The sequence below is a fragment of the Flavobacterium pectinovorum genome (assembly GCF_006438875.1).
Classification (GTDB): domain Bacteria; phylum Bacteroidota; class Bacteroidia; order Flavobacteriales; family Flavobacteriaceae; genus Flavobacterium; species Flavobacterium pectinovorum_A.
In genome coordinates this window covers 34569-48523 of sequence record NZ_RCZH01000010.1, presented here as the reverse complement: position 1 = coordinate 48523, position 13955 = coordinate 34569, and the positions used below count along the sequence as shown (strand labels likewise).

Sequence of the window (13955 nt, the reverse complement as noted above, 5' to 3'; positions counted from 1 at the left end):
TATTTTATAATCCGTAGATAGTTCCTGTATTGTGGGCATCTTCTTTTTCACGACTCTTTGACAAAGACAGAAGTTTCGCTTCATTACTGAAAGACAAACAGAAATTATAATCCTCCAGCATCATTTTGTGCAGCGCATCAATACGCTCGATTCTCTGGTCATCTTTAAGTTCCAGCTGAGTATCTGTAGTAATAACCAAGAGCTGGTCAAGAGTATTACTGCAGTTCTCAAGCAGTCTTTCAAAAGAACGCTCTATATAATCCAGTTCATTTCCGTGAAATAAATCACTTGCCTTCAGATCACTATAAGTCCTTTTACAGATTTTCATTATTTTAAACTGCATGGAGAGAATCTCAGCTGTCTTATAATAATTCTTAACCTTTGGATTAATCTTTAGTAGAGAATTAAAATAATCACCATGAAGATTCACTTCTCCCCTCTTTGCATCGCCAATAAAATTAAGTCCCTTGGATACAACTGAATATCCTTTCTTGGCGTAATCAATATAAACCTGAAGAGCAGCGATCTGCAAAAGCAGTTCCTTTCTCTGCTTGGCCTGCGCCTGAATTCCCTGATGAAAAAGCAACACTATCAAGGATATTGAGATTATTTTTTTCATGATATTTTTATTGAATTACGGAATTCCGTAAAATTGTTTGACCTGATTTACATCTGCTTCTGTCTTGGCCCTCTGAAGACTAAGAATTACATTCTGTTGATTAAAAAGAGTTAGATCATCGTAATTGGCATCAATCTGATCTGCAGCTTCATTAATTATTTCGAGTCTTTTCAGATCGCTCATCTGCGTGCTAAAAGAATCAAGTATTAAAAAAATCTGATCCATATTCTTCAAGCTTTCTTCCAAAATGCCCGAATAAACACGTTCCATATATTGGATTTCATTCTCTTTAAAATGAGTATCCTGTTTGAACAAATTCCAAGCTCTTTCATATTCCTCTACCAGTTTGGTCTGCTTCTTAGTAATATCTTTTATCCTTTGGTAATAGGTTATAATCGATTTCACCTTTGCCAGTTCTTCATAATAGCCCTTATACAACTCTTTCTGTTTCTTAGTCCAATCCGAAATTTCATCCAGCTTTAATTTAGAAAGTACATTCTCTATCTTCTTCTGTGCATTCTGAAGCCAGATCGTTTTGTTCTGCAATTTTTGAATCCTAAGGTCAATTGCTTTTATCACTTTTTTGGTGACCGCTTTTACAATTTCCAGTATGGGCAGTGCAGCTGTCTTTTCCGCTGGTCTAACCGGCGTGATGATTAGCAATAGACAGATTATGCACGTAATTATTTTTGTTTTCATTTTTCCTTTTCATTTAATTTCCGTTTCTCATATCGCGGGCCATAGCGGCGATTCCTTTTTTGATGTCGCCTCCAAACTTTTGGGCATAGGCATTCATTTTCACTTTCTCGCTTTCCTCTGTGGTGTAGGCCAAATATTCCTCAAGTGAAACTTCTGTTCGGTAGACTTTTGAAAGCATACTTCCCAGAGAAATAAATACTTCCTTATATTTCTTATCAGGATCATTAGCTTTATTAACCGATAGCACCAATGCCTTTTCTTTTTCGGTCAGCCCCAGCAATTCCTGTATCTGATCAAATTTATTTTGGTATTTGCTTTGATCCAACAGGATCTTGCAGTCACTGTTATTGATAATGGCCTGTTTGACAACTGGCGAGGAAATAATATCTTCAACCTCCTGAGTAACTACAATGGCCTCTCCAAAGAATTTCCGCACAGTCTTGAACAAATACTTAATATATTCGGACGGACTGATCGGGCATTCCTTTGGTGGTTACGAGACAGCTTTTATTATCACCCAGACCCCTATCTTTTCGGCAGCTGTGGCCAGCGGCGCCATTACTGACCTTAACAGCATGTATCACTCCGTAAGTCTGCAATTGGGAAAACCTGAAATGTGGCGGTTTCAGGGTGAACAGTGGACCATGAATAAACCTCCCTACGAAGCGGCAGAAAAATACAATGCAAATTCACCGATTATGCATATAGCAAATATTACTACGCCGGTACTGCTCTGGACTGGAAAAGACGACAAAATGGTGGACACACATCAAAGTATGGAGTATTATCTGGCACTTCGCAGATTGGGAAAAAAAAGTATAATGTTATTTTATCCTGAAGAAGGTCATACCCTCGTCAAACCTGCAAATCAAAATGACGTCACACAAAAGATGCTGCAATGGTTTGATTATTTTCTAAAAGAAGATCGGTCTGAAAAATGGATTATTGACGGTACTAAATAACCTATAGTGACTAATAACAAAAAGCAGTTCCAAATGGAACTGCTTTGCCGTTTTATGTTTTAAATAAAAGCACTTTAGGGACGATATAAAACTTTGAGACAATCATGTGTAGTAGGATCTATCCCATAGGCCTGTGGTCCTGATGTTCCATAAAGGCGGCAAAGGAAAGCGCTGGGTGTATTATTGCATAAAACATCAATATCAGTACAATGTCCCGACGGATCCCTGGTATAGCCTGTCTCTGGTGCCACATACCGAGGCAAACTACTCATCGATTTATTTGCAAAAGCTCCTGAAATTCCCAAGATGACAATAACAATTGGGAGCATGTTTTTAAAAAATAAAGTTTTCATAAATTGTATTTATTTTTAAAGTTTAATAAAATATTTGTTGGTGTCAAGAGGGCTTAAAACTAGCAATGCAGCTCTACACAGAACTGCATTGCCAATTAATATATTGTCCTAATTAGTTGGACGATATAAAGGCTGTACGCAATTATTGGTTGGAATATCCTTGTCATACGCCACCGGACCCGAAGTGACGTTCAGACGGCACAAAAATGGGCTTTGTGTTGTATTACAATTTACTTCGGTTTGCGTACATTTATTATTTGAGTCTCTAAGATAACCAATCTTAGGTGCGACATTCGTTTTGGAGACACTTTGCATCGAAGTTGTTACAAAAGCTCCTGAAATTCCAAGTGCTACAACAGCAATTGGCAACATGTTTTTAAATAACGTTTTCATAATATTAATTTTAGTTTATAGGGTGATCTACTTTTTTTTACAGGTGTTCGATCTTAATCCTGACACCGGCCGGTATAATTTTCTATTTTAAGATTGATGCTTAAATATTTTTCATTTCTTTTTTTAGTATGTCGTGGATCTCATATACAACTAGATCATTACCTATAAGGGCATACAGATGCGTTGGTGTAACCAATAGAGAATTCAGTATCTTACTTGCCGTATGATAGACCGGAAAGCTCATGATATAGGCGTTAGTACGCAGGTCGTAGACATCAATAATAAAGGAGCTTTCCCAGAGCCTATCGTTTTCATATTGGCCTTTTACTTTAGAGTGTACAAAAAGTAAATTTTTACAGACGGCAGCGCGGGAGTTTACCACAAAAGGCGGTGAAGACATGACGTGCTGATTTCCGTTATCGAGTGTTGTCACTTTTATTCTCGCATGCGTAACTGTATCTATAGTGGTTCCTCTATGATCAAGTGTTCCATTTTTATCTGCGACAATATATCCATTGCGATAATAATACAGATATACAATCTTTTTGAATTCCTCACTGTACATCAGGGTTCCATCAGTATCAAAAATCCCATCAAGTTGCCCCTCTAAAAGTTCTCCGTTGTATTTAATAGCTGGCCTGTTTCCTTCAGTAAAGATTCCTAAAACATTTGCAGCATTTTTTGAATTATTTGATCTCAATGTTACTGTCGCACTGTCAACTGGTAAGGCAAGTGTGAAATAAGGAACGCCTTTTAATTCTTTACTAATTTTCCAATCCTTTAAGTTTCCTCTAAAGATCTTAGGCACACTGCCATCAGATAGATAAAAATAAGAATCCCTTACCGTAATGATAACTGATTTAAATGGTATTTGTCCGGGATCAAAAGAAATCCTATTAATCTGTTTATTGCGTAATTTTTTATCTGCTGATTCTATATGTAAAGGATTGCTGTGATTCCCCAAGTATATTCTTCCTCCCGTGAACCCTGCCAAATAATAGGAATTAATCTTTAATTCCATAGCATTAGAGAATTCTACAGGATGTTGAGGATAGCGTCTGATAAATGGATTATCGTGATGAATTATCTCTTCCGAGAAAAGGAATAAAACTATTACACTTGAAATACTAAACATCATAACAGGAATGATCCATTTCGTCGCTACAAAGTATGTTTCTTTAGAGACATACCTATTTTTAAATTGTTTATTCAATATTAACGCCACTAGTGCTAGAAAAACAAATACCGTATTAAAAAGCAGATGAATATCCCAGCTCATCCTCTCCAGAATACCACCACAGGAACACGGAACAAAAGAGCTGTAGTACAGGATAATAAAAATATAAGCTGTAAACATGGTCATAAGGCTCAACGATAACAAAAGACCAATAAATCGCAATTTTGGAACGATCAAAATTGATGCTATTACCAGTTCTGTTAAAGGGACCAGCCACGAAACCCACGATGCAAATACACTTAAAAGCGGTGACTGCGCAAGCTGTACCCTGAAGTTCTCAAAGTCTAATAATTTACTTACGGCCGCATATACAAATAATAAGATAAACAATAGACTTACTACTTGAGTAAAAACATCTCTAAAATTAATTTTCGATTTCATGATCTAAATTTTACAGGTTACGGATTGCCAAGTTGTATTATTAGAAAAGTGATAAACAAATTTAGAGCAGTTTTTTCTTATAATTATTACCAAAAGGCAGACAAAAGTTCCCGAAACATGACAATTTCAATTCACAGCTTTACACATCAAAAAAGCGCTTAATGACTAAATGTTAATCTATTAAGCGCTCAATACATCTTAATTTTTTTTTACGATTTACATGCTTCGTTTAGCGTTGTTAATTTTTGATTCAGTTCCACAAGACCTGCTTTCTGCAGGCATTCCTCTGAAAGATTTTTCAGGTCCAGTAATGCTTCCTCTGATACGTTTGCCAACAGCCCGCCATCGTCCTCTTTCATCTCTATTCCTTTACTGATAACATGATTTAATAACAGTACAATTTTTCGTGAAACCTTCAAATCAATCTTCACTACCTCACTCATTCCAGGGATACTCAATACCGTATCATAAACTTTGGAAACATCATTTTTTGTAATCATAATTTCATCATTTTTAAATTAAAAAATCAAGGGTTAAAGTTAAGCATGCATCCTCAAAGCATCATAAGCATAATTTACCTGTGATAGGCTGTATTGACTGTTCTTACGTAAATTCGTATTGGTATTTGATAATAGTCTGAAAACTTAGTAAGACTCTTAAAGATTGCCACGTTCCTGCAATCTGCAAGATGTCCGGTTGTATCACAACCGATATCTTGCCGCCTTTTTACTCGGAACTCGTTGGCGGTGAAACCAGAAGGAGAATAGTTTGTGAAATGAAAAAGATAAATGATGGAAGAAGAAAACAAAAACAGAACAAGATGGATGCATCTGAGACTGAGTAGTGCCGAATATGAAATATTGCAGAAGCAGTTTGACAAATCAACCTGCAGAAAACTCAGTGATTATGCCAGAAAAAATCTGCTGCAGAAACCTGTGGTTTTGAAATACCGAAACGAATCACTCGATGAATTAATGAGTGAACTCATACTGCTGAGAAAAGATTTAAATGGTATTGGAAACAACTTCAATCAGGCAGTTAAAAAGCTTCACACCCTTGTACAGATTTCAGAATTTAAACATTGGATTATGGTTTATGAAATAGAAAAAAAAGTACTCTTTAATTCCATAAACCAAATAAAAAAACATATTGAAAATCTCTCTGAAAAATGGTTGCAGTCATAAATACAGGGCGTTCGATCAGGGCTATTTTCAATTACAATGAGAACAAAGTTTCCGTTGGCGCAGCCCAATGCATTGGAGAAGGAAATTATCCAATGGACGTTTCGGACATGAATTTGATTTTTAAACTAAACATGCTTTTAAAACAGCTTGAACTCAATGAAAATGTGACTCGAAACAGTGTGCATATATCGCTCAATTTTGACCCGTCAGAAAAAGAATTATCAAAGGAAAAACTCATGGAAGTTGCAAGTAGTTATATGGATAAAATTGGTTTTGGCTCTCAGCCATATTTGGTTTATCAGCACCATGATGCCGGACATCCGCACATCCATATTGTCTCTATAAAAGTAAGAGCCGACGGCAGCAGAATAGACATGCAGAATATTGGAAAATATCAGTCTGAAACAGCACGAAAAGAAATTGAAACACAATTCAATTTGGTACGCGCAGAAAGTAAAAAAAAGACAACCGTAATGGATTTAAAACCATTAAAAGTTCATAAAATCGAGTATGGTGTTTCAGATTCAAAAAAAGCGATCGCAAGTATTTTACATGCTGTAATACCGCATTATAAATTTACAACTATTGGAGAATTAAATGCAGTATTGAACCTGTATAATATTTCAGTACTGCAGGGAAAAGAGGATTCTAAAATGTTTATTCATAAAGGGCTGTTATACCAGATTATTGATGCAGACAAAAACCCAATCGGAGTTCCTATAAAAGCGAGCAGCTTTCATTTTATGCCTACTATGAAAACTCTTGAACAAAAATTTGAAGCCAATAAAAAATCCCGGCTCCCTGACATGAAAAGAATCAGAAACAGTATTGACATGGCATTTTTAAAAAACAGCAATATAGACCTTGACGAGCTGGAAAAAAAATTACTCAAGGAAGGGATCGCTGTAATTTACAGGCAAAGTTCTCAAGGTCTGGTCTATGGAATTACATATGTAGACCATACTACAAAATGCGTTTTTAATGGTAGTGCGTTGGGCGTTCAATATGCAGCGAAGGCAATTCTTGAAAGGTGCGGTAATGTAAGGATAAAACCCGACGGAAATAATTATGAAAACAAATTACAGAAGGAAGAAGCAACTAAAAATCCTGCTTTTATTTCTGAGCGTGAATTACAAAAGATAATTGACAGCATTTTACAGCCTGAATATGCATCTGAATTTATTCCTGCCAGCTTAAAAGGCAGACGAAAAAAAAGAAAAAGAAAAGGACAGTCCGACAATTAATTAAACACTAAATCCATGGCAATGCAGACAGGAGAAAATGATCAGGCACTTAGAAAAATTTTAGATATGACAAGGCTCATAAGCATAATTCTTTTGAGTATTCACTTCTACTATTACGGCTACTCGGTTTTTAAACATTGGCAGCTGGTAAGCCCTTTTAGCGATACGATTTTACACAACATTTACAACACAGGCCTTTGCAGTAATTTTCATAAAACAAAGTTTTTTGCTTTGGGTTTACTGATCATTTCTTTACTTGGTGCAAAAGGCCGAAAAGATGAAAAACTGCAATTTAAAACGGCATTTTTTTACATAACGGCAGGACTGATTTTATATTTTATCAGCTATCTGTTTTTGCTGACAGTTCTTAGTCTTTTTTTTAAAATTACAGCTTACATTATATCCACTTCGATAGGATATCTGATGATGCTTTCCGGAGGTACGCTTTTATCAAGAATTATCACTCGAACATTAAATCATAAAGATATTTTCAACAAAGAAAATGAAACTTTCCCTCAGGAAGAAAGGCTTATAGAAAATGAATACTCCGTTAATCTTCCTGCCCGATATCATTTAAAAGATAAAGCACGAAACAGCTGGATAAATATTATCAATCCTTTTCGATCGCTTTTGGTTCCGGGAACACCTGGTTCGGGAAAATCTTATTTTGTAATACGCCATGTTATTACCCAGCATATTCAAAAAGGATTCAGCATGTTCGTTTACGATTTTAAGTTCGCTGATCTGACCATCATTGCTTATAATACCTGGCTGAAATACCGACAACTTTATACTGTTGAACCCAAATTTTACATGATTAATTTCGATGATCTAAGCCGCACTCACAGGTGCAATCCTCTGTATCCTGAATCGATGACAGACATAACCGATGCAGCGGAATCAGCAAGAACTATTCTGCTGGGACTTAACCGGGAATGGATTAAAAAACAGGGTGACTTTTTTGTGGAATCCCCAATCAATTTTCTCACAGCTGTTATTTGGTATTTACAAAAGTATAATGATGGGGAATTCTGCACCCTTCCGCATGTTATTGAACTTATGCAGCTCGATTACGACAGTCTCTTTACACTGCTCAGAACAGAGAAAGAGATTGAAGTCCTTATCAATCCATTTCTCAGCGCTTACCTTAAGGACGTTATGGAGCAGCTTGAGGGACAAATTGCTTCTGCCAAAATTTCCATGGCAAGGCTCTCTTCCCCACAGCTCTACTATGTACTTTCAGGCAATGACTTTACTTTGGATATCAATAACCCGCTTGAACCTAAAATTGTATGCATGGGAAACAACCCTCAGAAAATACAAACTTACGGCGCTGTTTTATCTCTTTATGTTAGTCGGTTAATCAAGCAGGTCAATCAAAAAGGAAAATTGAAAAGCAGTCTGATATTTGATGAATTTCCAACGATATACCTCAACAATATGGATAGCTTAATTGCTACGGCAAGAAGTAACAAAGTAGCAACTTGTTTAGGAATACAGGACTTCAGTCAGCTTAGAAAAGACTATGGACGGGAACAGGCAGATGTAATTTTAAATATTACGGGAAACATTATCAGCGGTCAGGTCACAGGGGATACAGCCAAACAGCTTTCCGAACGATTTGGAAAAATTATGCAAGACCGCGAAAGCTTGTCTATTAATAGCGCAGACACTTCAATCAGCCGTTCCAAACAGTTGGAATCTGCGGTACCCGCTTCCAAAATTTCCTCTTTAAGTTCAGGGGAATTTGTGGGTATTGTGGCCGATAATCCGGACTGTAAAATCGAGCTCAAAACCTTTCACTCCGAGATTATAAACGATCATGATTTACTTAAAAAAGAACAGGATAATTATCAGGACATTCCCATAATCAGAAAAATTGACAATACAATAGTGCAGCGAAATTATATGCAGATCAAACAAGATATACAAGATATAATTCATTCAGAAATGGAGCGTTTAATTAATGACCCTGCACTGTCTCATTTAATTATAAAAAAGATACAGTGATTACAGAACCTCTAATAAAATATGAGAGGTTCTGTTTTTAAATTTATTTCAGCTTTCCTTTTTTCAAATTAAATATTGGAATATCAACCATTAAACCCAAACTTAATCTGAAAACATTTTCTTCTTTCAAAACATTTTTATCATCTTCAATATCTCGCAAGAGTGGAGTAAACTGTCCTCCCAATGAAAGACTAATTGGCGTGTTTTTAAATCCATAGATATAAAAGAAACCTGGAGAAAAAATTTGCTCCCATTTAATTTCCTGTGGCAATCCCTGTGCATCATCGTTTGTGAATCGATAACTAAATGGAGCACCAATATCTATTACAGAAAGAAAAAATGTTGAACAGGAAGAATCCTTTACTTTTCGATTGTGCTTTCTTGAAAAAGAAATTCCAACTGGCGCTGTAATTCCGTAGCTCATGCTTTGGCTAGAGTCAAATTCATATCCTAAATAAAGCCCTGGAAAAGCACTGATATCCCAAGAATGAGAATAACTTCTTTTGATGCGATAAGAACCTACAGGCATAGCATAATTTTCAACAATTTTTTTTACATTTTCACTGTTTCCCGATTCAGATGCTGCAATTATGTCCGCCAAAAAATTGCTATAGTAAAAGAATTCTTTTATTACTTTTTTGTCAGAAGTATCACTGTCAACCTCGCTGTAAAACAGCTGTTGCAAAAGATTAGTACTTAGAAGAATACACTCCGCATAATTTTTTTGAGCCAGAGCGCTGTTGAAACCTATTAAATCTTCAGAGACAGGTCTAATTGATTTAAAATAAAATGAATCATAATAAGTATTACTTCCTAAAATTTGATATATCGCTTTCATGTTTTCATCAAAGAGATTATAAAAAGCAGTCAGATAAACAGCATACTGTTCCAATGTTTTGGTGGTCGTTTCTTTACCCATCTCACTTTTTACTCTGTCAAGTAATGCCGTAATAGTTTTAAAATTACCGCTCATCTGTTGTATATGAGAATAAAAACTAGGGTAATTATCTTTTGTAATAGACCCCGTAAGCGTTTTGGAACCTATTACTATCTTATCAAATAATTTGCTTTGCACACCTTTCTGATAAACTAGACCTGCCAGAAATTTTTTACTGGTATCATCTAATTTTTGCAAATCATCAGATATCGCCCATGTTTTAACCTGAACATCTCCATCGCCCTTAAGATAAGTTAAATTGGAAGAAATTAAATTTATAAACCCCACTAATTGCTGAGATAGAGTTTTAAAATTCATGCCCGAAGTGTATTTGGTATTGATATTATCAAGAATTTCCATTGGATGATCGCCTCTTTTTACTTGTTCAATAACATCAAATGAAATTAATGTAAAACTTCCTACATCTGTTGTCGCAAGATCTGTATTGGATCTTACAATAATTTCTAATTGAGATGGAAGATTTATAAGGTCTTTTTTAAAGGCTGTAACCCAGGTTTTCCCAAGTGATGGCGTGTCAAAATACTCCTTACTGTCCAATAACAAAAATGTATTTGGAAAAAGGACTCTTAACTCAATCTTTATCACAATGGCTTTTCCTTCTATTGTAACTTTAATTTCAATAGTGTCCTTTAATTTTTTTCTGAAATTTTCATAAAAAGTTATTGTCAATTCCTGTTTTACCCTGTCAACTAAAAATTGAGCTAATGCATCAACAAGAACTGTTGTCATATCTTGTCCTGTTGGAGGCACCAATGTTTTAGCATCTTTACCATCGGGACATCCGTAGTTTGCAAAAGTTCCATATTCATTGGGACAAGCATCATTCTTATCCGCGACACCGTCACCATCAGTATCAAATTGACCTGCCACGCCACCGACTTTTCGTGCCATTATTGTTTCCATTTCCAAGATATTCCCTAAGGACAATGAAACATCAATAGCGGCCAATTTTGGATTAAATGGATCAAGCAGAAATTTTTGAAAATTTTCAAGATCTTCTTTATTTTTATAAGTTGCAAATTCAGCACTGGAAGTAATTATTCCTAACTTCTTCTCCAGCTCCGCAACTCTGATTCGATTAAGCTTTTTAGCGTCCTGAAAAGCATTCTGTCCATAGCTGGTTACAGACAATAACATAATAATGATAATAATTTTCTTCATTGAACTAGGATTTGGGTTTCTATTAATAAAATTATTTTTATCTAAAAAAAAATAATACTAAATTACATCATAAAGAAAATATCAATCCAAGTATAAATACCTGATTAATTGGAATAAATAATTTTGTTATAATTTAGAACATTATGCTCTTTATTAATTGTATTCCAATTGGTATTGAAGGCATTCAGATCCTGATTTTTATAGGCGCTTTCCGTTTTACCGGAAAGACAAAGAATCAGCTGCTGGTAATCGCAAGGCTGATTCTGATTAACTTCAAGCCTGAAAACAGAAATCTTATGCTCATTCAGGAACCTGTCAAAGAATATGAACTTCCGAAATTGGAACGTTCCGAATTTGAAGATGCATTTGATGAAATTGAATTATTAAGTTTCCCTGTCTCATGCTCTCCCTTTGACCTATTGAAAACTAAATTCAGAGGTGATGTCCTGGCTAAAGATTTATTAAAATATCACAAAAACACGGTACGTATGCTCGCTTACCTGATATCCAGAAAACATTTCCCGACTAAAATGGGAGCCATGTATTTTGGCACTTGGATAGATGCTGAAGGGGAGTTCTTTGATACGGCGCATTTTACCGACAGCCTGGCAAAATATCCATTTCAGGGAGGAGGATGTTATCTGCTGTTGGGAAACGTGGAAGTAGATTATCACTTTCCAACGATAACCATCCTAAAGATGGAAAAAATGCCATTCATCCCCGATCCGCGTTACTCCAATGCAAGTGATAATCAGTATAAAGTACATCAGCAGATTCGTGAAGATGTGAGTATGACCCATTGGGCACCATATCCACAGGAACATGAAATTAATCTGCCTAGAAACAAAATGATTTTATAAATGATTAAGTCTTTTGAAAATCATAAAGAGAAAACTTTATCTACAGTATAATGACAGAAAAAAGTCCCATTACAGATGTAGTGGGACTTATAAAGTAAGAGGCATATATAATTGAATATTAAACTTTTTTTATTTTAAATATTCTGTTTATTCGGGTTATATAGCTACATAACGAAGAAATGATTACAATAGTATATCTCTTTTTTATTTAGTTTTCCGGGTTTTCCATCCTGCCGATAATTTTGGTAACTTCCGCTTCTGTGTTTTTAAGCTTGGTCTGGCAGAACTCAATAAGCTCTGATGCCCTTTTCACTTTTGAAGCCAGAGCATCAACCGAAATCGTTTCGTTTTCTATTTCTTTCGAAATAGCTGTCAGCTCAGAAAGGGCAGCCTCATAAGTCAGTTTCTCTTCCATCATATTGTATTTTTTCTTTAACGGTGCTTTTTAGTTTAACGTCTTTCAGGATCACCTCTATCTCTTGCCCAGCCTGAATATTTTCTGCACTACTAATTATTTTTTCATTGAACTTTACAATTGCATAGCCTTTACGAAGGATATTCTGCGGGGACATCATCTGAATACTTTTCAGGTGATGCTCCAAAGTGACCTTCTCTCGGCGAAGATAATCATTAGCAGTGTTCTTTATGGAATTTTTGATATGTGTCAAATCATTTTTTTTCTGCTGCAGCAGCATTTTTGGACTCTGCACTACCTGATGGGCAGTTAAGATAAGTTTCTTTTGATGCCCATACAAAACCGATCTGGAACTGCTGATAATCCGCTGGTTGGTTTTTGCCAGTTCTTCTGAGTAAATGTGAACCAGTTTCATCGCGTTATGAGAAATACCATTTTTAAGTTCGCTGAGTTCTTTGTAATGAACATGAAAAAGCTGCTGGGATTTTATGACAATATTTTGCTGAAGTGATAAGATCTCCTGCTCAAAACTTCGGTTATGGGCAATGATAAACTCAGCCGCCTTGGTTGGTGTTTTGGTATGGGTATGGCCCATCAGGTCCGTTATACTGACATTTTTCTGGTGTCCTATACCGGTTATGACCGCAATGGGAAACTTGGCTACCGCCCTTCCAATATTATAGTTGTCAAAAATTAGAAAATCAGACTGCGATCCCCCGCCCCTGTTAATCACAACCGCATCGTATGGTATTCGGGTATTATAGATTTCAATGAGTTTATTTAAGAATAGTTTGGCGTTGTTATCTCCCTGCACAACGGTATAATAATCATCGATCTGGAAAACATACCCAAAATCATTATGCTGCATCGTGTGGCGGAAATCCTCATTCCCTGCAGAACTGCTCGAAGAAATTACGGCCACTCTCTGAATGACTGCCGGAAGTTTCAGCCGGCTGTTAAACGTCGAGTAACCATCCCCCACTTTCTGGATGTAATCATTTTCTTTTACCAGACGCTCAAGGGTGGCATTTCGCTGCTGTTCGAGTATTCCCAGCATAAAATTGCTGTCGATGTCCAGAACGCTCACAGACAAACCGTATAAGGGATGATAATCCACGCTAACCTGTACAAGAACATGCAGGTTGTTGGTAAAGGTCTGTCCAGTGTTTTTTTCAAACTCCTCAATACGAACGGCTCCCCCTCCCCATGATTTACCCATCATCTTGGCTGTTATCGCATTGCCGTTCTGTACTTTCTCCACCAGCTCAAAATAATGGATTTTTTTATCTGCCTTATAGGAATGATTGGTGATATCGGCCAGTACCCAGAAACGCTGTCCGGCAAAACGAGCACTGATCGTATCATGAATCATGTCATTAAGCGCTGAGAGTCTGATATAGGGATGCGGTTCCATTGATTGGGATTTCTTGTGTTTAGCTAAGGTACTACTATTAGCCGAAAATCTCAAAAAGGCTTAAA

The 13955-nt window shown here is 36.2% G+C and carries 13 protein-coding genes and 2 pseudogenes; 5 read left to right on the top strand and 10 right to left on the bottom strand.

Going from position 1 to position 13955, the window contains the following annotated elements; translation table 11 throughout:
* Nucleotides 1–4 precede the first annotated feature (4 nt).
* From EAH81_RS15610 to EAH81_RS15600, 3 genes and pseudogenes are all read right to left on the bottom strand, one after another.
* Nucleotides 5–619 (bottom strand): hypothetical protein, encoded by a 615-nt coding sequence (locus EAH81_RS15610; protein WP_140508739.1) that lies wholly within the window; start codon nt 617–619, stop codon nt 5–7.
* Nucleotides 620–634: 15 nt separating this feature from the next.
* Nucleotides 635–1318, bottom strand: coding sequence for a conjugal transfer protein TraI (locus EAH81_RS15605; protein ID WP_140508736.1), 684 nt, complete (start codon nt 1316–1318; stop codon nt 635–637).
* Nucleotides 1319–1331: 13 nt separating this feature from the next.
* Nucleotides 1332–1784, bottom strand: a pseudogene (locus EAH81_RS15600) (conjugal transfer protein TraG); the annotation flags it as partial.
* Here EAH81_RS15600 and EAH81_RS15595 point away from each other — a divergent pair.
* A complete protein-coding gene (locus EAH81_RS15595) occupies nt 1729–2280 on the top strand; it encodes an alpha/beta hydrolase family protein (RefSeq protein ID WP_140508734.1) in 552 nt (183 codons plus the stop codon). The pseudogene EAH81_RS15600 and the gene EAH81_RS15595 overlap by 56 nt on opposite strands.
* Before the next feature lie 74 nt (nt 2281–2354).
* Here EAH81_RS15595 and EAH81_RS27745 read toward each other — a convergent pair whose 3' ends face one another.
* The 4 genes from EAH81_RS27745 to EAH81_RS15580 form a co-directional block, all read right to left on the bottom strand.
* Entirely contained in the window at nt 2355–2633 is a 279-nt protein-coding gene (locus tag EAH81_RS27745) for a DUF6520 family protein (protein ID WP_206669086.1), read from the bottom strand.
* A gap of 108 nt (nt 2634–2741) precedes the next feature.
* Nucleotides 2742–3026 carry a DUF6520 family protein gene (locus EAH81_RS15590; protein ID WP_140508732.1) on the bottom strand — a complete coding sequence of 95 codons (285 nt, stop codon included), beginning with the start codon at nt 3024–3026 and terminating at the stop codon, nt 2742–2744.
* A 100-nt stretch (nt 3027–3126) separates the two neighbouring features.
* Complete coding sequence (locus tag EAH81_RS15585; RefSeq protein WP_140508729.1) at nt 3127–4644, bottom strand: MauE/DoxX family redox-associated membrane protein; 1518 nt, start codon at nt 4642–4644, stop codon at nt 3127–3129.
* A 209-nt stretch (nt 4645–4853) separates the two neighbouring features.
* Nucleotides 4854–5144, bottom strand: a complete 291-nt coding sequence (locus tag EAH81_RS15580) for a hypothetical protein (RefSeq protein ID WP_140508726.1) — start codon at nt 5142–5144, stop codon at nt 4854–4856.
* Between the two features lie 288 nt (nt 5145–5432).
* On the opposite strand from EAH81_RS15580, the gene EAH81_RS15575 reads away from it, so the two are divergent.
* Genes EAH81_RS15575 through mobC form a run of 3 tightly spaced genes read left to right on the top strand, consistent with a single transcriptional unit; the run spans nt 5433 to nt 9082 of the window.
* Complete coding sequence (locus EAH81_RS15575; RefSeq protein ID WP_317130504.1) at nt 5433–5828, top strand: plasmid mobilization protein; 396 nt, start codon at nt 5433–5435, stop codon at nt 5826–5828.
* Nucleotides 5813–7072 (top strand): relaxase/mobilization nuclease domain-containing protein, encoded by a 1260-nt coding sequence (locus EAH81_RS15570; protein ID WP_140508724.1) that lies wholly within the window; start codon nt 5813–5815, stop codon nt 7070–7072. The genes EAH81_RS15575 and EAH81_RS15570 overlap by 16 nt, the downstream gene beginning before the upstream one ends.
* Nucleotides 7073–7093: 21 nt before the next feature.
* Nucleotides 7094–9082, top strand: a complete 1989-nt coding sequence (gene mobC / locus EAH81_RS15565) for a conjugal transfer protein MobC (RefSeq protein WP_140508722.1) — start codon at nt 7094–7096, stop codon at nt 9080–9082.
* 43 nt (nt 9083–9125) lie between these two features.
* Here the strand turns inward: mobC and EAH81_RS15560 are convergent, their stop codons facing one another.
* The gene (locus EAH81_RS15560) at nt 9126–11201 is read right to left on the bottom strand and encodes a hypothetical protein (protein ID WP_140508720.1); all 2076 of its coding nucleotides are present in this window, start codon (nt 11199–11201) and stop codon (nt 9126–9128) included.
* A 149-nt stretch (nt 11202–11350) separates the two neighbouring features.
* On the opposite strand from EAH81_RS15560, the pseudogene EAH81_RS15555 reads away from it, so the two are divergent.
* A pseudogene (locus EAH81_RS15555) lies at nt 11351–12061 on the top strand (DNA polymerase III subunit alpha); the annotation flags it as partial.
* A gap of 208 nt (nt 12062–12269) precedes the next feature.
* On the opposite strand, the gene xseB reads toward EAH81_RS15555, so the two are convergent.
* Both xseB and xseA read right to left on the bottom strand, forming a co-directional pair.
* The gene (xseB, locus tag EAH81_RS15550; protein ID WP_317130502.1) at nt 12270–12479 is read right to left on the bottom strand and encodes an exodeoxyribonuclease VII small subunit; all 210 of its coding nucleotides are present in this window, start codon (nt 12477–12479) and stop codon (nt 12270–12272) included.
* The gene (gene xseA / locus EAH81_RS15545; protein ID WP_140508718.1) at nt 12454–13890 is read right to left on the bottom strand and encodes an exodeoxyribonuclease VII large subunit; all 1437 of its coding nucleotides are present in this window, start codon (nt 13888–13890) and stop codon (nt 12454–12456) included. The genes xseB and xseA overlap by 26 nt, the downstream gene beginning before the upstream one ends.
* Nucleotides 13891–13955 lie beyond the last annotated feature (65 nt).